The sequence below is a fragment of the Streptomyces sp. SAI-135 genome, assembly GCF_029893805.1.
Classification (GTDB): Bacteria; Actinomycetota; Actinomycetes; order Streptomycetales; family Streptomycetaceae; genus Streptomyces.
The window spans coordinates 8,944,242-8,962,971 of record NZ_JARXYP010000002.1 but is presented as its reverse complement, the minus strand read 5'-3'; the positions used below and the strand labels follow the sequence as shown (position 1 = coordinate 8,962,971).

Genomic DNA, 18,730 nt, shown 5'->3' with positions numbered 1-18,730 from the left:
CCCGCACTCCAGACCGCTTCAGGGCCCCGTTCGCTCAGCGCGGCCGGGCCAGCGCCCGGGTGTCGCGGCCGCATTGCGACGGCCGCGCCGCCCGCACACCGCCTGCTGGCCTGCGGGAGGGCCGGCAGGCGGTGCGTCGCTCAAACCGGCGCGGCCTCCCTTCTGCAGGGCAAGGCCGGGGAGGAGGCGGGCCGGAACCGCCGCGCGGTGCTCACCAAGTTGTTCTGGGCGCCGGGCAAATGCGGCCCGGAGCAGACCCCGGCGCCTGACGTGGCGGCTCACGACCGTGCCGGTCTCGCGGGCCGGCAGCGGCCCGGCCTCCCGCTGCGCACGGTGTGGCGCGGCCCGGCCTCCCGATGCGGACAGTGCGCGACGGCTACCGCTGCGCGGTCGGGCGTACAACGAGTTCGTTGACGTCCACGTCGCGGGGCTGCGCCATGGCGAAGGCGATGGCTTCGGCGATCGCCGTGGCGGGAATGGCGAGCTGCTCGGCGGCGGCGCGCGCCGCTGACCGGGCGTCGGGTGCGCCTCCATGATGGGTCAGTTCGCTGTGTGTGAAGCCCGGGCTGACGACGGTGACGCGGATGTCGTCGTTCTCCTGGCGCAGGCCCTCGGACAGTGCACGCACCGCGAACTTCGTGGCGCTGTAGACAGCGGCGGTCGGATCGACGCGGTGGCCGGACACCGAGCTGATGTTGACGATGTGCCCGCTGCCCCGGGCACGCATCCCGGGGAGAACCGCGGCGATGCCGTAGAGCGTGCCCCGCAGGTTGACGTCGATCATCTGGTCCCACTCGTGCACGCGCAGGTCGGCCATCGGGGACAGGGGCATCACGCCTGCGTTGTTCACCAGCACGTCGACTCTGCCGTACCGTGCCGTGGCGTGCGCGACGAAGGCCTGCACGCTCTCCAGGCTGGCCACGTCCAGCTCGACACCATCGACGGCGCCGTCGTACTCCGCGGCCAGTGCGGCGAGGCGGTCGGTGCGGCGCGCGCCGGCCACGACCCGGTGGCCCATGGCGGCGAGGTGCCGTGCGGTGGCCTCCCCGATGCCGCTGCTGGCACCCGTGACGAGGACGACCTTCGGCTCGGTGACGTTCATTCCCGCTCTCCTTCGTTGTCGGTCCACTCAGTACAGACCGCCAGGTCAGGGACGGGAAGGTCGTCTGAGCCAGGGTGTGGGACACCCAGGAAGCCGCGGCCGGCCGCTGGTACGGTCGGTCGCGTGACAAGCAGTGACAACGGACTCGGTGAGTTCCTCCGCGCGAGCCGGTCACGGCTCGACCCCACCGATGTGGGTTTCCCCGCCGGCGGGCCCGGTCGGCGGGTGAGCGGGCTGCGCCGAGAGGAGGTCGCGGTGCTGGCCGGTGTCAGCGCCGACTACTACGCCCGGCTGGAACAGGGACGTGAGCGGCACCCGTCGGCCCAGGTGGTCGATGCCGTCTGACGGGCGCTACGGCTCACCGCGGACGCGCGTGGCCACCTCTACCGGCTGGCCGGTCTGAACCCGACCATGCCCGTCGGGCATGGCCAAGACCTGGTCCACCCGTCTCTGCTGCGGCTGCTCGACGCCTTCCCGCTCGCGGCCGCGTACGTCCTGGGGCCCGCCTTCGATGTGCTGGCCACCAACCGGGTCGCCGACGCGCTGCTGTCCCCGTTCGGTGAGGAGCGGAACATGCCCCGCATCCTCTTCACCCACCCGCGGGCGAAAACCGTGTTCACCGAGTGGCCTGCGGTGGCCGCCGCCACCGTCGACGCACTGCGCCTGAGCGCGGGGCGTTTCCCCGAGGACGAGAACATCAGCGGGCTGGTGGCCGAGCTTGCCGAACAGTCGGAGGAGTTCCGCCGGCGGTGGACGTCGCAGACCGTCGGGGCCCTGACCCGGGCCTTCAAGGTGTTCGTCCATCCGGAGGTCGGCCGGATCGAGCTGACCTACCAGACCTTCGACGCCCACGACGCCCCGGGACAGCAGCTGCTGGTGGGAACACCGCAGCCTGCCACCCGCAGCGAGGAGGCCGTCGCCTACCTCGCCGCCATGGCGGCGCCGGCCTGAGGTTGCCAGGAGGACAGACACCGGGACCCGGGCCGAGCTGAAGGAGGCAAGGCGGGCGCTGATGTCGCCGATCTGGCGACGGGGGGTGACGATGTCCAGTCCATGGGCGCGCAGTTCCTCGAGTACGGCGTCGGCGTCGTCCACGGACGTCGCCGCCTACTCGGCCACCAAGGGCGGTCTGAGGGCCCGCTGGGCATCCAGGTCAACGGCATCGGGCCCACCTGCTTCGCCACCGAGTTCACCTCGGCCCTGGTGGCCGACGAAGAGTTCAGCGCCCGGGCCCTCGGCAGTGGCATGCCAGGGATACTTCCCTTGCGGCCCGGCCGCACCCAAAACGGAACATCTACCGAAACAGCGTCCCTCCCCACGATCGGGGTGACGCTCGATGGTCGAACGATGACATGTCGCCGTGCCTGTCCCCATCCGACGACAAGCCCTCCCCTTGAGCCGACCGAGCGGAGAGCACCCCCGTCATACCTGAGACGTACCAGTCTTCGCCGTGTGGCTGGTACCGCGGTACCACCCAGACGGTGGAGTGTCCCCCGTGGTCCCAGGGTCCGGGCCCGTGGCGCTCATAGCCTCGGTTGCACAGGCCGTGGCGGGTTCGCCCGGCTGAGTCCGAGGGAGAAAGGCCCGCACCCGTGATCGAAGCGCGCGAGCTGACCAAGCGGTACGGCGACAAGACCGTCGTCGACGAGTTGAGCTTCACCGTCAAGCCCGGTGAGGTCACCGGCTTCCTCGGCCCCAACGGTGCCGGCAAGTCCACCACCATGCGCATGGTCGTGGGTCTGGACGCCCCCACCAAGGGCTCGGTGACCGTCAACGGCATGTCGTACGCCAAGCACAGGGCACCGCTGCACGAGATCGGCACCCTGCTGGAGGCCAAGTCCGTCCATCCCGGCCGCAGCGCGTTCAACCATCTGATGGCGCTCGCGTACACGCACGGCATCCCGCGGCGCCGGGTGGACGAGGTCATCGAGCTCGCCGGACTGACCAGCGTGGCCGGCAAGCGCGTCGGCGCCTTTTCCCTCGGCATGGGCCAGCGGCTCGGCATCGCGGCGGCGCTGCTCGGTGACCCGGCGATCGTCATGCTCGACGAGCCGGTCAACGGCCTCGACCCCGAGGGCGTGCTGTGGGTGCGCAACCTGCTGCGGAGCCTGGCCGACGAGGGCCGGGCGGTGATGCTCTCCTCGCATCTGATGAGCGAGACCGCACTGATCGCCGACCATTTGGTCATCATCGGCCGCGGGCGGCTGCTCGCGGACACCACCGTGGACGACTTCACCCGACAGGCGAGCGGCGGCGGAGTGAAGGTCGTCACCGGCGAGGCCACCCGGCTGCGCTCGCTGCTGGCGGGACCTGGCGTCACGATCTCCTCCTCGTCCGCCGAGGAACTCCTCGTCTCCGGACGCGACGCCCGCCAGATCGGCCTGACCGCGGCCGAGCACGGAGTGGCGTTGTACGAACTCACCCCGCAGGCCGTCTCGTTGGAGGCGGCGTTCATGGACCTGACCAGGGACGTCGTCGAGTACCAGAGCCATCCGGCCGACACCGGGCGAAAGGCAGCCTGATGACCGTCACCGAACTCTCCCCTGCCCCGGCCTACAAGGTCACCGGTCCGCGGGTACTGCGCGCGGAGTGGGCCAAGTTCTGGTCGCTGCGCTCCAGTTGGATCACCCTCGCTGTCGCCGTGGTCCTGCTGGTCGCCCTCGGCGCGATCGCCTCCGCCACCTACGGCCCTGACGTGGCCGCCCAGGACGGGCCGCCCGGGCCCGGTTCCGGCGAGCAGGACGCGGTCAGCCTCGCCCTGCTCGGGGTGACCTTCGCGTCGCTGGCCGTCGGCGTGCTCGGTGTCCTGTTGTCGGCCGGCGAGTACACCACCGGCATGATCCGCTCCACCCTGACCGCCGTCCCCCGTCGTCTGCCTGTCCTGTGGTCCAAGGCCGCAGTGATCGGCTCTGTCGTCCTGGTTCTGACCACGCTCGGCGCCCTGGCCGCGTTCCAACTGGGCACTCTGGGCCTGGACGGCGAGAAGATCGCCCTGTCCCTGGGCGATGCCGGTGTACTGCGCAGTCTGGCCGGGGCCGGCCTCTATCTCGCTCTGGTGGCCGTCACAGGGGTCGGGCTGGGGGTGCTGCTGCGCTCCAGCGCCGGGGCGATCGCGGTCCTGGTCGGCGTCCTGCTCATCCTCCCGGGCCTGGCCTCCCTGCTGCCCGACTCCCTGTACGACAACATCAACCCCTACTTCCCCAGCAACGCCGGATCGGCGATGTACGCCCTGCATCAGTCCTCCGACGCCCTCTCCCCCGGGGCGGGACTGAGCGTCTTCGCCGGGTGGGTCGCCCTCAGCCTCGCCGGAGCGGCCTGGCGGCTCCTCAAGAGCGACGCCTGAGCAGCATGCGAGGCAGTGGGACAGTGGGGATCATGAGACAGGACCCCGCGACCGCCGCCCGGGGGACGGCCACCGCGCTCTCCCCCGGGCTCGCCGACGCCTGGGCGCACCCGCTCCTGGGCCGCATGCTGCGCAGCCAGAGCGCCTGGCACCGGCTGGACCAGCGGCACCCATGGCTGCTGGACACCGCGGTCGTCCTCGTCGTCGCCCTGCTCAACCTCCCCGACTTGCTCTCCGACAGACGTCACGGCTCCTTCGGGGACACGTCGGAGCACCATCAGTTTCCGACCCCGGTACTGGTCGCCTTCGCCGTCGCACTCGTCGTTCCGCTGTGGTGGCGTCGCAGGAATCCGGCCGTCACCTACGGGATCGTCTTTGGAGTGTCCCTGGCTCAGTGGTCGCTGGGAGTGTGGCAGCAGACCGGAATGGCCGGACTCGTCGCCCTGTACAGCCTGGCCCTGCACGGATCACTGCGCGCGCTCGGCTGGGCCGCCGCACTGACCGCGGCCGAACTCGGCCTGCTGGTCGGGCTCCTGGCCCCCGTCGAGCACCCGCTTCTCAGCCTCTTCTTCGTGCTGGGTACGGCGACGGCGGCCGTCGCCATCGGTCTGACGCTGCGGATCCGCCGCCTCTACCTGACGGCGTTGGAGGACCGGGCCAAACGCCTGGAGATCGAGCACGACCAGCACGTCAGGCTCACCAGCGCCGCCGAACGCACACGCATCGCCCGCGAGATGCACGACATCGTCGGCCACAACCTCTCCGTCATGGTCAGCGTCGCCGACGGCGCCGCGACCCTCGCCACCAACCGCGGCGAGACAACTGCCGATGCCCTGCGCGTCCTCGCCGACACCGGCCGCCAGGCGATGAGCGAACTGCGACGAGTCCTCGGCGTGCTGCGCGAGGACCAGGAAGAGGGCCATGACGAGGAAGGCCTGCTCAGTCCCCAGCCAGGCATCCGTGACCTGGACCCGCTGCTGACGCGCGTGCGCGCCGCGGGACTGCCCGTGGCCTACCGGACCACGGGCGACCTCGACGCCCTTGCCACCGGTGTGCAACTCACCGTGTACCGGATCGTTCAGGAAGCCCTCACCAACACCCTCAAACACGCCGGCCCGGACGCCAAGGCCGACGTCACTGTCGCCAAGGACACCGACACCGTGCGCATCACGGTCTCCGACACCGGCCTGGGCAACCGCGGAACGCGGTCCGGCGACGCCGGGCACGGCCTTGTCGGCATCCGCCAGCGGGCCGCCATGTACGGCGGCATCGTCACCCTCGGCCCGCGTGCCACCGGCCACGGCTGGGTCGTCGACGTCGTGCTCGACGTACCCCCGGGAGATCATCAGCCATGACCACCGTCCTCATCGCCGACGACCAGCCCCTCCAGCGCATGGGCGTACGCATGCTTCTGGAAGGCACCCCCGGACTGACCCCGGTCGGCGAGGCGGCCCACGGCGCCGAGGCCGTCCGCATGACCGCCGAGCTGCGCCCCGACGTCGTCCTCATGGACATCCGCATGCCCGGCATGGACGGCATCGAGGCCACTCGCCGCATCATCGCCTCCGGCGGCCGCTCGCGCGTCCTCATCGTCACCACGTTCGACCTCGACGAGTACGCCTACGAGGGCCTGCGTGCCGGCGCCGGCGGTTTCCTCCTCAAGGACGCCCGCCCCGAGGAACTCGTCGCCGCGATCCATGCCGTCGCCGGCGGCGACGCCGTCGTCTCCCCTCGCCTCACCCGCCGCCTCCTGGACGCCTACACCCACCGGGTCCTGGCACCCGCGGACACCCCACCCGCCGAGGACTCCCGCCTGCACAGCCTCACCGACCGCGAACGCGAAGTCCTCGTCGCCATCGGCCAAGGCTGGACCAACGCCGAGATCGCCGACCGCCTCGTCCTGACCGAGTCCACCGTCAAGAAACATGTCGGCCGCGTCCTCGCCAAGATCGGCGCCCGTGACCGTATCCAGGCGGTGATCACTGCCTACGACACCGGTCTGGTCAAAGCCAAGTCGTAGCCCTGACTACCGGGAGCCCGCCACAGGACGCTGCTTGTAGAAGGACTCCTCCAGGTAGGCGGTCTCGTGCGGCTGGTAGGGCTCCTCCAGGTAGGCGGCCTCGTCTGCGTCGAGTTCGACGTCCACCGCGGCGACCGCGTCGGCCAGCTGGGCGGGCTTGGTGACCCCGACGACGGGCGAGGTCACCGCCGGGTTGCGCATGACCCAGGCCAGCGCGACCTGGGCCGGGGACAGACCCCGCCTGCCCGCGATCTCGTGAACGCGCTCGGCCACCGCCTGGTCGTCGTCGCGGTAGAGGATCTTGCCGCCCGCGTCGGTCTCGGCACGCGCCGTGGCGGTGTCCCGGGCCCGCGTCAGCCTGCCCCGCGCCAGCGGGCTCCACGGGATCACGCCGATGCCCTGGTCGGCGCAGAGCGGGATCATCTCCCGCTCTGCTTCCCGGTGGATGAGGTTGTAGTGGTCCTGCATCGACACGAACCGGGTCCAGCCGTTCAGGTCGGCCAGGTACAGGGCCTTGGCGAACTGCCAGGCGTACATGGAAGAGGCGCCGATGTAGCGGACCTTCCCGGACTTGACCGCGTCGTGCAGCGCTTCGAGGGTTTCCTCGATCGGGGTGTCGTAGTCCCAGCGGTGGACCTGGTACAGGTCGATGTAGTCGGTCCCCAGACGCTTCAGGGAGGCGTCGAGCTCGGCGAAGATCGCCTTACGGGACAGCCCGGCGCCGTTCGGGCCGGGACGCATCCGCATCCAGACCTTGGTGGCGAGAACGACCTCCTCGCGCCGGGTGAAGTCCTTGACCGCCTGGCCGACGATCTCCTCACTGCTTCCGGCGCTGTACCCGTTGGCAGTGTCGAGGAAGTTGACGCCGCTCTCAATAGCCTGCTTGATGATGTCCCGGCTGGCGTCCGCTCCCAGCGACCAGGGCTCGCCGCCCCGGTCCGGCTCGCCGAAGCTCATGCAGCCGAGGGTGATGGCGGAGACTTCCAGTCCGGTCGTTCCGAGTTTGGTGTATCGCATGCCCCAGAACGTAGGAGTTGGAGTGCGCCTCAACGCAAATACGCCTCGGTCCAGCGCGTAGAGCACGTCACCTTTCACCGGGGCTGGCGTTCAGCTCGGGGCAGCGTTGATGTCACCCCGGTTGACCGTGACCTCCCTCACCGCCCTGAGCACGGCGGAATGTCGTCTGACCTCGGTCATACGCAACCGCTCTCAACGATGAGTGAGGGCGCAGGTGCACTCAGCGCATGCCGCCTATCAGCGGTATGCGCTGAGTCGACCACCCGATGATCGTGGACCTTCTGGTGCCGGAGGGCCACGGCCCTGACGGCCCCAGCCAAGTACGGTGCGGAACCCGTCAGTTGAAGGGGTCCAGAGTCAGGTACGCCTGCTGCGGGTTGCCGTCGTGGACGAGGGACTCCTGATTGCCGACGTCATCGAAAGCGAAGGCGTAGGCCTTGCCGTCCGCCATCTGCGCGTGGATCTTCTTCGCGTACTGGTTGGTCACCGAGTCCAGGTAGAAGTTCGCGGTTCCGGTGTCCGGCTGGTTGGGGTTGACCAGGAGGGTGGAGCGGTTGAAGCCCGCGCACAGGGTGCGTGAAATGGGGCCGCGCACAAGGTCGTTGGGTGCGTCGAGGTTCTTGTAGCAGCCGAAGACGCTGGCCGCGTCGGGCTTCTGGAAGCTGGTGACGACGGTGCCCGAACTGTTCGTGAAGTTCATGACGTTGCCCGACACCCGGCCGAAGTACTTGGTGTTCGGCTGGTCGGTGAACGGCGTGACCGTCAGGTTCGTCGTCGCGTACTTCTGCCATACGCGGTTGATGTAGTCGTCCATCACGGACGCGGGCAGGGCTCCCGTCTCCAACCCGTAGGTGGGAGAGAGGGCACGTAGCACGGTGCCGTCGGACCGGGTCTGGATCAGGTTCGCCCAGCCTCCGGCCTGGCCGCGCAGGGAGTTGTAGAACCCGTTGTAGCCGCCCGACTTGAGGTGGCCGGTGCTCAGGGTGCTGCCGTCCGCACGCTGCACACCGACCGCGTAGGGCGCGGAGAACATGTCCACCTGGGTGCTGTTGATCCACAGACCGGAGTCGTTGAGCGTGTACTCGGACCAGTTGAAGAGGATGTTGCGATTCGGGTCGGACGGGTTCTGGACCGCGGGCTGCACCAGTCCGCCCGTGGTCAGCTTGAAGACGAGTTTCTGGCCGTAGGAGAAGTAGATCCGGCCGGAGAACTTCGGGATCCGAATGGTCTTCGTCTGCCCGTTCGCCGGTCCCGCGATGGACGCGTCGGGCGCCGGCGTCGGAGGATTGCCGCCGGCCGGCCAGGCGTGGAAGGTACCGTTCGCGTCCGCCCAGCCCTGCTGCCCCGTACTCAGCAGGGTGCCCAAGGTGTAGACGTAGACCGCGTCCCCGCGGCCGGAGTTGTTGGTGAGCTTCAGGGGGATCGTGGCGGGCACCGCCGCGTCCGCGGAAGTCGGTGTGAAAGCCGTGAGGGCGGCGCCGAGCAGCGCGGCCGCCACCGTCGGCGCCATGATCCGGCGAGTGAGCTTCTTGAGCACGCTCCACCTCCGTGTGGGGGGCAGGGGGGAGATTGGTCCGTACCTGATGTGAGAGCGCTCTCAAAGTGACATCGCTATTGCGTACATGTCAACGGATCGAGCAATCGAATACTCAACAGCGCCCAACGGCGCCGTACGCCGACCTCGGTGAGCGCGTCCTCCAGCCGCAGGCGGGGCCGTTAACGGCTGCGGGTGAGGGCCGCGGGGTTGCGCTCCACGGCCCCCACCCGTCACGTCGTCACACGCAGGACGGCCGGACGACTGCTCAAGGTGTCAGGGCAGGGTCCATTTCTGGTTGGGGCCGGTGTGGCAGGTCCACAGGTGGACCGGTGTGCCGTCGTTCCAGGTGCCGCCGGACGCGTCCAGGCACTTGGCGGACTGCGGGTTGCGGACGGTGCCGTCGGCCTGGGGCGCCCACTTCTGGGCACCGCTGCCATTGCACGTCCACAACTGCACCTTCGTCCCGTCAGCGGAGGCACCGCCGGACACGTCCAGGCACTTGCCCAGCGCCTGCACCGTGCCGTCCGCGGCGATCGTCCACTTCTGGGCGCCGGTGCCGTTGCAGGTCCACAACTGGACCTTCGTCCCGTCGGCCGTGTTGGCGTTGTCGACGTCCAGGCACTTGCCGTTGACCCCCTTCACCTCACCAGAGCGGGGTCCGGGCGGGGTGTCGCCCGACGGCTTGATCCGGATGTTGCGGAACGCGACGTCGTCGCCGTCGCCGTGGTTCTGGATGCCGATGTAGCCCTGTTGCAGGCTGCGGACGGGGTCGGTGTTGGTGAAGTCGTTGATCTTCACGCCGTTGAGGAAGATCTCCAACCGTTCGCCGGTGACCTTGAGTTCGTACGTGTTCCACTCCCCCGGCGGGTTCAGTGCGGTGTCGCGTGCCGCAAGGTCGGCGGACTTGAAGCCGTACACCGCGCCCGTGGTGCGGTCGGCCGCGTCGGTGGCGTCGATCTGGATCTCGTAGCCGTTGTTCACGGCCGACCAGGGGTCGTCGGAGGCTGGGAAGCCGATGAGGACACCGGAGTTGTCGTCGCCGGCCATCTTCCAGTCGAGCTTGAGGGAGTAGTCGCCGGTGAACTCCTTCGCGGAGTACCAGAGCATGCCCAGTCCGCCGTAGGAGGTGAGGCTGCCGTCGGCGAGGGTGAAGCCGCCCGGGCCCGCCTGCTTCCAGCCGGATGTGGAGGAGCCGTCGAACAGGGAGGTGTAGCCGGTCTCGGCGCGGCAGTCCGCCTCGGTCATGCCGGCGGCCCAGCGGATGCCGCCGAGGAGGTGACGGCGGAAGGCGACGTCGCCGAACGACTCGTCGGTGTGGCCGCCGCCGGTGTAGAAGGCCCGGCCGCCCTGGTAGTCCTTGCACCAGGCGATGGGGTGGTCTCCGGACATGTTCCCACCCGTGTAGCTGGACTCGTCCAGCGAGGCGAGCACGTGGGCCGTCTGGCGGGGGTTGGTGCGGTAGTTGTACCACTCGTCGGTGCGCTGCCAGGTGGCGCCGAGGTGGGCGGTGGCGTCATGGGCCCGGTCCTCCACCTTGACGGTGGCGGTCTGGATCGCCGGGTGGGAGTGGAACAGGGCTCCTGCCAGGCCCTCGTAGAACGGCCAGTCGTATTCGGTGTCGGCGGCCGCGTGGATGCCGACATAGCCCCCGCCGCCCTTGATGTACTGCTCGAAGGCGGTCTGCTGGGCGTCGCCCAGCACGTCACCGGTGGTGGAGAGGAAGACGACCGCCTTGTACTGGCCGAGGTTGCCGGTGGTGAAGGCCTGCGGGTCCTCGGACGCGTCCACGGTGAAGTTGTTCTCTGTGCCGAGGGCCCGCAGTGCCGCGATGCCGTCGTCGATCGAGGAATGCCGGAATCCCGCGGTCCGGGAGAACACGAGGATCTTGTACGCCGGATCGGCAGCCGCCTGTGCCGCGGGGTGGGCAGCGGCCGGTGCCGCCTGCCGGGCCGGGGCGGCCGCTTGGTCCGCCCGGGTGGGCAGGGCGGTGGCCTGCGGGGCCAGACAGAGCGCAAGGCCGGTGAACAGGCCGAGAACAGCTGTGAGTTGCTTACGCATGTGAAGTCGCCTCCTTTCTACGGAAGGGTCCATTTCTGGTTGGGGCCGGTGTGGCAGGTCCACAGGTGGACCGGTGTGCCGTCGTTCCAGGTGCCGCCGGACGCGTCCAGGCACTTGGCGGACTGCGGGTTGCGGACGGTGCCGTCGGTCTGCGGCGCCCACTTCTGGGCGCCGCTGCCGTTGCACGTCCACAACTGCACCTTCGTCCCGTCAGCGGAGCCACCGCCGGACACGTCCAGACACTTGCCCAGCGCCTGAATCGTGCTGTCCGCGGCGATGGTCCAGGTCTGGGCGCTGGTGCCGTTGCAGGTCCACAGTTGGATCTTGGTGCCGTCGGCGGTGTTGGCGTTGTCGACGTCCAGGCACTTGCTGTTCACGCCCTTGACCGCGCCCGAGCGGACTCCGCCGCCGGAGGTGGTGAAGGAGAACTCGTCGACGTCGAAGAGCGCTCCGGAGCCGCCCTTGAAGACGAGGTACAACTGCGTGGTGGAGCCGGGCTGGTTGGTCAGGCCCGTGGTCACGTCCTGGAAGGTCTCCCAGCCGCCGGTCACCGGGACAGTCGCCGTGCCGAGCAGGGTGCCGGTCGGGGATCCGGCGCGTACTTCGATCGTGCCCCCCGCGCCCGCGGAGGAGACCCTGGCGGTGAACTGGGTGGCGTTGTCGAGGGCGTACGGGGTGAAGGAGATCCAGTCGCCGTTGTCGATGTTCCCGACGGTCTTGCCGCCGTGCGCCGGACCGTGCGCGATGACATCTACTCCGGCGGAAGCGCCGTAGTGCTCGGCCTGCCGGTGGGAGGGCTGGACGATGTGCTGGTCGTGCGTGGTCAGCGCGGGCTGGCCGTTCGCGCCCTTGTCGGTGTACTCGGCGTCGAGGACACCGAAGATGTTGGCGTTGGGGTCGTGTTCGCCGTCGGCCAGGGTCTGCAGCGTGCCCGTGCATCCCGTCGCCGAGGTCTGCGGGTGGCCGTGGCTGTCGTGTCCGACGATGAAGGAGACCTTGACCCGGGAGCAGTCGATGGTGCCGTCCTCGGGGTCGGTCACCGTCACCTTGAAGGGGATGGCGGAACCGAAGTCGTAGATACGGCCGTCCGCGGGCAGGTCGATCTTCACGCTGGGAGCGGTGTTGCCGACGGTGATCTGCACGGATGCCGTCGCGCTCTTGCCGGTCGGGTCGGTCACCTTCAGCGTCGCCGTGTACTGGCCGTTGGCCGTGTAGGTGTGCGAGGGATTGGCGGCGGTGGAGGTCGCGCCGTCGCCGAAGGTCCAGGCGTAGGTGAGAGCGCCACCGTCCGGGTCGGAACTGCCGGCCGAGGAGAAGGAGACCGCGAGCGGTGCCTTTCCGGAGGTGATGTCCGCCTTGGCCTCCGCGATCGGGGCGAGCCCGTCGGTGACGTGCTCGATGCGGTACAGGGCGGAGTTCTCGTCGCCGTTGAAGTAGCCGGTGCCGTAGTCGAGGACGTACAGGGCGCCGTCCGGGCCGAAGGCCATGTCCATCACCTGGGTGCCGCTCCAGGGGAAGGCGTTGATGGACTGCACGGTGCCGTCGCCGCCGGCCTCGATGCGCTTGATCCAGCGGCGCCCGAACTCGCCGGCGAAGAAGTCCCCGTCGTACTCCTGGGGGAACTTGACCTCGGAGGTGGACGCGGCGTCGTAGCGATAGACCGGGCCGCCCATCGGGGACTCGGAGCCGCCGCCGAACTCCGGTACGGACGTGCCGCTGTAGGGGATCCAGGCCGGTCGCGCCGGGGGCAGGTCCGTCAGGCCGGTGTTGCGCGGTGAGGTGTTCTTGGGGGCGGAGCAGGAGAAGGTGCTGCCCGAGGTGTTGGTGGCGAAGTCGTAGTCGGTGTAGGCGTCGTTGTTGCCGGTGCAGTACGGCCAGCCGTAGTTGCCGGCCTGGGTGATGCGGTTGAACTCGACCTGGCCCTCGGGTCCGCGCCCGGGCGCCGCGGTGCCGGCGTCGGGGCCGTAGTCGCCGAGGTAGACGATGCCCGTGGCCTTGTCCACGCTCATGCGGAAGGGGTTGCGGAAGCCCATCGCATAGATCTCGGGGCGGGTCTTGGCGGTGCCGGGCGCGAAGAGGTTGCCGCTCGGGACGGAGTACGTCCCGTCCGCGTTGACCTTGATGCGCAGTACCTTGCCACGCAGGTCGTTGGTGTTGCCCGCCGAGCGCTGGGCGTCGTAGGCGGGGTTGCGGGTGGCACGCTCGTCGATCGGGGTGTAGCCGTCGGAGGCGAAGGGGTTGGAGTCGTCGCCGGTCGAGAGGTAGAGGTTGCCCACCGCGTCGAAGTCGATGTCCCCGCCGACGTGACAGCAGATGCCGCGCGAGGCCGGAACGTCGAGGATCTTCTTCTCGCTGGCCAGATCCAGGGTGTTGTCGGCCTTCAGGATGAACCGGGACAGCCGGTTGACGCCGTCGAAGGGGGTGAAGTCGGAGGCCGACCCGTCGGAGGGAGCATCGCCGGCCGGCGTGCTCAACTTCGGGGCGTAGTACAGGTAGACGAAGCGGTTGGAGGCGAAGGCCGGGTCCACCGCGACGCCTTGCAGGCCCTCCTCGTCGTGACTGTATACATCGAGCTTGCCCGCCACCGTCGTGCTTCCGGCCGCGTCCGTCAGACGCAGCGTGCCGTCACGCGAGGTGTGCAGCACCGAACTGTTCGGCAGCACGGCGAGCGTCATGGGCTCCCCCGTCTCGGCCACGCCCTTGGCCAGCGTGACCTGCTGGAACTCGACCGCCGCCGCAGCAGTGCGGCCGACCGGATCCGGCGCGGCGGCAGCCGCAGTTCCAGGCAGGAGGCAACCGACGGTGCACGCCAACGCCAGCGCCAGTGAGCGGAGGGGTCTGGGTCTTGCGAGTCTGACGACTTTCTTGCGCACAGACGTCTCCCGAGGTGTGGGGTTGAGTGCAGGACCCGATCGGCCCTGTTCGGGAAGTGCAGGCGCGCGCCGTCGCGCCTCGAACCGGCCCGCACACCGCATGCACATGACCGGTCCAGTCCAAGGAAGTTAGCGGTCCTGAATCCGGCGCGTAACCCCTTTGACGCGAGATCGCTCAACTTTTTCTACGATCAGGACAAAGTAGGTGGGCGCCCTGGTCGCCTCCAAAGTCGGCCAGGGCGAGCAGGGCGTGGCAGACCTTCTCCGTGCCGCGGTGCTTGAAGGCGACCGCGCCGAGCACACGACGGTGATCCGCAATCTCCTGCCCAGCCTCGGCGTCCGATCCGGCAGCAGCGGTCCGTTCCTCGCCACTCGACGCCCGTCACGACACCCGGCAACCGGTCAGATGAACCGCAGGAGATGCCCTAGGCGGACTTGCGCAGCCGCAAGGTGGCTTTGACCGCCGCCTCGTCGTGGCTGAGTGGTCCGCTGCGGGCCAGCAGCCGTCCGGCCTGCTCGACGGCGAGAACTCCGAGTTCGCGGGTGTCCAGGGCGACGGTGGTCAGGGCGGGCTCGACGAGGGTGCCGAGCTGGAGGCCGTCGAAGCCGATGACCGCGAGGTCTTCGGGCACCCGGCGGCCGAGCCTTCGCGCGGCGCGCAGTGCTCCGATGGCGATGATGTCGTTGAACGTGAACACGGCGGTCACGTCGGGATGTTCGGTGAGGAGTTCACACAACGCGTGTTCTCCACCCTCGATGCTCTGCTCGGCACGGCTGACCGCGGCGGGCTCCAGGCCGTGGGCGGCCATGGCGGCGGCGTACCAGCGGTGACGGATGCTGGGCTCGGAGCGTGCGGCATGGTCGAGCATGCCGATGCGGTGGTTCCCCGCGTCGACCAGGTGCCTGATCGCGTCGTGGACGCCCGCCGCGCCGTCGATGCTGATGGCGTTGAACCGCTCGGCGCGGTGGTCGCGGTCGATGAGCACGACAGGAAGCCCGCGGATCAGCTTGTCGATCTCGTCCTCGGGCAGGGTGAGGTAACCCACGACGGCGTCCACCTGTGAGGCGATGACCTCCAGAGTGCCGCGCTCCTCCTGGACGCTGTCGCCGGTGTCGTAGACCACGACGTGCCAGCCGCGCTTGCGTGCTGCCTCCAGAGCCGCGGCGGCGACCTCGGTGAAGAAGGGGTTGAGCAGGTCGGGGATGACCAGGCCGATGGTTATGGAGTCCTGCCGTACGAGTCCCCGGGCGAAGCGGCTGGGCCGGTAGCCCAGCTCCTGGGCGGCGTCCAGCACGCGCTGCTTCGTGGAGGCGTCGATCTCGCCCTTGTCGTTCAGGGCCCGTGACACGGTCTGCCGCGACACTCCGACGGCCCGCGCCACATCGTCGATGGTCATCCTGCGCGGACCGTTCGCCGACGACGCCATCCCTCACCTCTGTCTGTTCGGTGTCACTTCAGAGCCTTGACACTTGTCCGTACATAAGCGCAGACTCCGAATCGCCTCGCTCCCGTGAGCGCTCACGTTACCGCTCACGGCGCTTTGTTCCAACCGCCCAGGCACCCGCCGCCAGTCGTTCTCTGGGAACGGAAAACATGAGCAACACAGATACGCGCACGCGCCTCGCCGCCCTCGCCACGGCCACCGGTATCGCTGTACTCCTCGCCGGCTGCTCCTCGTCGCCCACCGACTCGGACAAGGCCGCCGCACCCTCGTGCGCCCCCGCCAAGGGGAAGGTCGTCCTCCAGTATTGGAACACCGTTCCCGGCATGGACAAGGTCGTCGCGCTGTGGAACAAGAAGAACCCGGACATCCAGGTCGAGACGAAGAACATCTCCAACGATCAGTACGGCATCCTCGGCAACGCCCTCAAGGCGGGCAAGGCACCCGACCTGGCGCAGGTCGGCTACGACGAACTGCCCAACCTGCGCACGCAGAGCGCCTTCGTCGACGCCTCCGCCTGCAAGGACGCCACCGCCGCCAAGTCCAAGTTCGTCCCCTGGACCTGGTCCCAGACGAGCTTCGGCGAAACCGGCGTGTTCGCGCTGCCGCAGGACACCGGCCCGATGGCGCTCTTCGTCCGCAGTGACCTCTTCGAGAAGCACGGCATCGCGATCCCCAAGACCTGGGACGAGTACGCGACGGCCGCGCGGCAGCTGCACAAGGCGGACCCCGAGCTGGACATCACGTTCTTCGACCCGAACAACGCCGAGTGGTTCAACGGTCTGCTCTGGCAGAACAACGCCGAGATGTACAGCTACTCGGGCGACAAGTGGCACGTCACCGTCGAGTCGGAGCAGAGCAGGCAGGTCGCCGACTACTGGCAGAAGCTGATCTCCGACAAGCTCGTGCGCACCGACCTCGCCAACGGCTCGACGCAGATGTACGCCGCCTACCAGAAGGACCAGCTCGCCAGCTACGTCGGCGCCGCCTGGGGCTACAGCATGTTCCGCGACAACCTCCCCAAGCAGGAAGGCAAGTGGTCGATCGTGCCCATGCCGACCTGGGGCTCGAACGGCTCCTCGGGTGACTGGGGCGGCTCGACCGTCGCGTTCATGAAGGGCAGCAAGCACCTGTACGAGTCGGTGAAGTTCAACACCTGGCTCAACAGCGACCCCGAGGCCCTCGCGCTGGAGAACGAGCTCGGCGGTCTCTACCCGGCCGCGAACGCCGGACTCCGACTGCCCGCCCTCTCCCAGGGAGTTCCGTACTACAACAACGAGAAGATCTTCGACGTCTTCGCAGACTCGTCCAAGAAGATCGACACCAGCTTCGCCTGGGGCCCGACACAGAAGACGGTGAACCTGGCGCTGCAGGACGCGATGGCCAAGGCGGCCGCCGGAGACGGGACCCTCGGTGACGCCCTCGCCAAGGCACAGGCGACCGCACTGAAGTCCATGCAGGACCAGGCCATCCCGGCCGCGGCGGGCAAGTGACCTCAGCATGACAGACATCGCCACCCGGGCCACCGACACGCCCCGCGCGGTGCAGTCGCCGGGGGGCCGTCGCCGTCTCAGCGGCGGCGGCCCCCGGGCCGGTACCGTCCTCGCCTTCGTCACCCCCTTCTTCCTGCCGTTCGTGCTCTTCTACCTGGTGCCGGTCGGCTACGCGCTCTGGCAGAGCTTCCGCGTCGTACGGCGAACCGCCGGCCAGTACGGCACCTCGTACACGACGTTCGGCGGCTTCGAGCAGTACGGGCAGGTCTTCCAGAACAGCGAGTTCTGGGCCAGCATCGGCCGCATCGGGCTGTTCGGCATCGTCCAGGTCCCGGTCATGCTGTTCACCGCGCTGATCATCGCGCTGCTGCTGGACACACCCCTGCTGCGGCTCAAGGCGTTCTTCCGCATCACGGCCTTCATGCCCTACGCGGTCCCCGGTGTGATCGCCGCGATCATGTGGTCGTACCTGTACTCGCCCCAACTCAGCCCGGTCGTCGAGCTCTTCCAGGGCATCGGCCTCAAGCCGGACTTCCTCGGTCCGGGCGCGGTGCTGTGGTCGACGGCCAACGTCTCCACGTGGCTGTGGACGGGCTACAACATGCTGATCATGTACGCGGCGCTGCAGTCCATCCCGCAGGAGCTGTACGAGGCGGCCCGCATCGACGGCGCGACCAACTGGACGATCGCCTGGCGCGTCAAGGTGCCCATCATCCTCCCGTCGATCGTCCTGACCACGGTCTTCTCGATCATCGGCACGCTCCAGCTCTACGCCGAGCCGGCCGTGCTGCGTCAGATCTCCTCGAACATCTCCAGCACGTTCACTCCGAACATGCTGGCCTACGCGGTGGCGTCGGGGAACAACTACCAGCAGGCCGCGGCCATTTCGGTGGTCATCGCCGTCATCACCTTCGTCCTGAGCTTCGGCTTCATGCGACTGACCTCCAAGAGGGCGGGGCTGTGAGCACGCGAAACACGATCCGGGAAAGCCGCGTCAGCCGCACGGCGGTGATGGCGCTGATGCTGCTGCTGGCCGTCTACTTCCTGCTGCCGATCTACTTCCTGGTCGTCGCCGCGACCAAGCCGCAGGGTGATCTCGCCGCCACCAACGGCCTGGCCTTCTCCCACTTCAGCCTGTTCGACAACCTGCGCACGCTCTTCACCCGCAGCGACGGCATCTTCGGCCGGTGGGCCCTCAACACCGTCATCTACGCGGTGCTGGGCGCCGGGGTGGGGACGCTGATCTCCGCGCTGTGCGGGTACGCCCTCGCCAAGTTCCCTTTCCGGGGACGGGAGTTCCTGTTCTCGGTGGTCCTCGGCGGTGTCCTCGTCCCCACGACCGCGCTGGCCCTTCCGCTGTTCCTGCTGTTCTCGGCGACCGGGATCGTCAACACCTATCTCGCGGTGTTCCTGCCCAGCATCGTCAGCCCGTTCGGCGTCTACCTCGCACGTATCTTCACCAATGCGGCGGTCCCCCAGGAGCTGATCGAGTCGGCGCGCCTGGACGGCGCGGGCGAGTTCCGCACCTTCTTCTCGGTGGCGTTCAAGCTGATGACGCCGGCCCTGGTGACCATCTTCCTGTTCCAGTTCGTGGCCATCTGGAACAACTTCTTCCTGCCGATGGTGATGCTGCAGAAGGAGTCGCTGTTCCCCCTCACGCTCGGCCTGTACGAGTGGAACGGCCAGACGGCACGCGCCCCCCTCCTGCAGGAGTCCGTCATCACCGGCTCCCTGGTGTCGATCGTGCCCGTGATCATCGTCTTCATCCTGCTGCAGCGGTTCTGGCGTTCGGGACTCGCCGCCGGATCGCTCAAGTGACGTCACGCCCCACCGCCCGGCCCGCAC

The 18,730-nt window shown here is 68.7% G+C and carries 15 protein-coding genes; 9 read left to right on the top strand and 6 right to left on the bottom strand.

Annotated elements, in window-relative coordinates:
* Positions 1 to 376 precede the first annotated feature (376 nt).
* A complete protein-coding gene (locus M2163_RS45055; protein ID WP_280897023.1) occupies positions 377 to 1,102 on the bottom strand; it encodes an SDR family oxidoreductase in 726 nt (241 codons plus the stop codon).
* Between the two features lie 123 nt (positions 1,103 to 1,225).
* Here M2163_RS45055 and M2163_RS46690 point away from each other — a divergent pair, with 123 nt between their 5' ends.
* The 6 genes from M2163_RS46690 to M2163_RS45030 all read left to right on the top strand — a co-directional run bounded on the left by M2163_RS46690 (position 1,226) and on the right by M2163_RS45030 (position 6,465).
* Positions 1,226 to 1,447: a helix-turn-helix transcriptional regulator gene (locus M2163_RS46690; protein WP_348541365.1), complete on the top strand. Its 222-nt coding sequence runs from the start codon at positions 1,226 to 1,228 to the stop codon at positions 1,445 to 1,447.
* A gap of 66 nt (positions 1,448 to 1,513) precedes the next feature.
* Positions 1,514 to 2,053 (top strand): hypothetical protein, encoded by a 540-nt coding sequence (locus M2163_RS45050; protein ID WP_348541366.1) that lies wholly within the window; start codon positions 1,514 to 1,516, stop codon positions 2,051 to 2,053.
* Between the two features lie 641 nt (positions 2,054 to 2,694).
* Positions 2,695 to 3,624 carry an ATP-binding cassette domain-containing protein gene (locus M2163_RS45045; protein ID WP_280847050.1) on the top strand — a complete coding sequence of 310 codons (930 nt, stop codon included), beginning with the start codon at positions 2,695 to 2,697 and terminating at the stop codon, positions 3,622 to 3,624.
* Complete coding sequence (locus M2163_RS45040; RefSeq protein ID WP_280897022.1) at positions 3,624 to 4,445, top strand: ABC transporter permease; 822 nt, start codon at positions 3,624 to 3,626, stop codon at positions 4,443 to 4,445. The genes M2163_RS45045 and M2163_RS45040 overlap by 1 nt, the downstream gene beginning before the upstream one ends.
* Positions 4,446 to 4,477: 32 nt before the next feature.
* The gene (locus M2163_RS45035; RefSeq protein WP_280847052.1) at positions 4,478 to 5,800 is read left to right on the top strand and encodes a histidine kinase; all 1,323 of its coding nucleotides are present in this window, start codon (positions 4,478 to 4,480) and stop codon (positions 5,798 to 5,800) included.
* Entirely contained in the window at positions 5,797 to 6,465 is a 669-nt protein-coding gene (locus M2163_RS45030; protein WP_280847053.1) for a response regulator transcription factor, read from the top strand. Before M2163_RS45035 ends, M2163_RS45030 begins: the two co-directional genes overlap by 4 nt.
* A gap of 6 nt (positions 6,466 to 6,471) precedes the next feature.
* Here M2163_RS45030 and M2163_RS45025 read toward each other — a convergent pair whose 3' ends face one another.
* The 5 genes from M2163_RS45025 to M2163_RS45005 form a co-directional block, all read right to left on the bottom strand.
* Positions 6,472 to 7,482 (bottom strand): aldo/keto reductase, encoded by a 1,011-nt coding sequence (locus M2163_RS45025; protein ID WP_280847054.1) that lies wholly within the window; start codon positions 7,480 to 7,482, stop codon positions 6,472 to 6,474.
* 337 nt (positions 7,483 to 7,819) lie between these two features.
* Positions 7,820 to 9,019 carry a glycoside hydrolase family 64 protein gene (locus tag M2163_RS45020; protein WP_280847055.1) on the bottom strand — a complete coding sequence of 400 codons (1,200 nt, stop codon included), beginning with the start codon at positions 9,017 to 9,019 and terminating at the stop codon, positions 7,820 to 7,822.
* A gap of 273 nt (positions 9,020 to 9,292) precedes the next feature.
* Positions 9,293 to 11,077: a ThuA domain-containing protein gene (locus M2163_RS45015; protein ID WP_280897021.1), complete on the bottom strand. Its 1,785-nt coding sequence runs from the start codon at positions 11,075 to 11,077 to the stop codon at positions 9,293 to 9,295.
* A 17-nt stretch (positions 11,078 to 11,094) separates the two neighbouring features.
* Positions 11,095 to 13,866 (bottom strand): PQQ-dependent sugar dehydrogenase, encoded by a 2,772-nt coding sequence (locus M2163_RS45010; RefSeq protein ID WP_280897425.1) that lies wholly within the window; start codon positions 13,864 to 13,866, stop codon positions 11,095 to 11,097.
* 509 nt (positions 13,867 to 14,375) lie between these two features.
* On the bottom strand, positions 14,376 to 15,347 hold the full coding sequence (locus M2163_RS45005) for a LacI family DNA-binding transcriptional regulator (RefSeq protein ID WP_280897020.1): 972 nt from the start codon (positions 15,345 to 15,347) through the stop codon (positions 14,376 to 14,378).
* A gap of 197 nt (positions 15,348 to 15,544) precedes the next feature.
* Between M2163_RS45005 and M2163_RS45000 the strand changes: the two genes are divergently transcribed.
* From M2163_RS45000 to M2163_RS44990, 3 genes are read left to right on the top strand one after another with little or no spacing between them, the layout of a single operon-like run.
* The gene (locus M2163_RS45000; RefSeq protein WP_280897018.1) at positions 15,545 to 16,885 is read left to right on the top strand and encodes an extracellular solute-binding protein; all 1,341 of its coding nucleotides are present in this window, start codon (positions 15,545 to 15,547) and stop codon (positions 16,883 to 16,885) included.
* A 7-nt stretch (positions 16,886 to 16,892) separates the two neighbouring features.
* The gene (locus tag M2163_RS44995) at positions 16,893 to 17,849 is read left to right on the top strand and encodes a sugar ABC transporter permease (protein WP_280847061.1); all 957 of its coding nucleotides are present in this window, start codon (positions 16,893 to 16,895) and stop codon (positions 17,847 to 17,849) included.
* A gap of 47 nt (positions 17,850 to 17,896) precedes the next feature.
* Entirely contained in the window at positions 17,897 to 18,703 is an 807-nt protein-coding gene (locus M2163_RS44990) for a carbohydrate ABC transporter permease (protein WP_280853978.1), read from the top strand.
* Positions 18,704 to 18,730: the final 27 nt, after the last annotated feature.

What these genes read in the sequence shown, in the direction of transcription:
- M2163_RS45035 (WP_280847052.1), top strand. Translation starts at nt 4,478, where the DNA reads ATGAGACAGGACCCCGCGACCGCCGCCCGGGGGACGGCCACCGCGCTC.
- M2163_RS45055 (WP_280897023.1), bottom strand. Translation starts at nt 1,102, where the DNA reads ATGAACGTCACCGAGCCGAAGGTCGTCCTCGTCACGGGTGCCAGCAGC.
- M2163_RS45025 (WP_280847054.1), bottom strand. Translation starts at nt 7,482, where the DNA reads ATGCGATACACCAAACTCGGAACGACCGGACTGGAAGTCTCCGCCATC.
- M2163_RS45050 (WP_348541366.1), top strand. Translation starts at nt 1,514, where the DNA reads ATGCCCGTCGGGCATGGCCAAGACCTGGTCCACCCGTCTCTGCTGCGG.
- M2163_RS45000 (WP_280897018.1), top strand. Translation starts at nt 15,545, where the DNA reads ATGAGCAACACAGATACGCGCACGCGCCTCGCCGCCCTCGCCACGGCC.
- M2163_RS45005 (WP_280897020.1), bottom strand. Translation starts at nt 15,347, where the DNA reads ATGACCATCGACGATGTGGCGCGGGCCGTCGGAGTGTCGCGGCAGACC.
- M2163_RS45040 (WP_280897022.1), top strand. Translation starts at nt 3,624, where the DNA reads ATGACCGTCACCGAACTCTCCCCTGCCCCGGCCTACAAGGTCACCGGT.
- M2163_RS44990 (WP_280853978.1), top strand. Translation starts at nt 17,897, where the DNA reads ATGGCGCTGATGCTGCTGCTGGCCGTCTACTTCCTGCTGCCGATCTAC.
- M2163_RS45015 (WP_280897021.1), bottom strand. Translation starts at nt 11,077, where the DNA reads ATGCGTAAGCAACTCACAGCTGTTCTCGGCCTGTTCACCGGCCTTGCG.
- M2163_RS44995 (WP_280847061.1), top strand. Translation starts at nt 16,893, where the DNA reads ATGACAGACATCGCCACCCGGGCCACCGACACGCCCCGCGCGGTGCAG.
- M2163_RS45030 (WP_280847053.1), top strand. Translation starts at nt 5,797, where the DNA reads ATGACCACCGTCCTCATCGCCGACGACCAGCCCCTCCAGCGCATGGGC.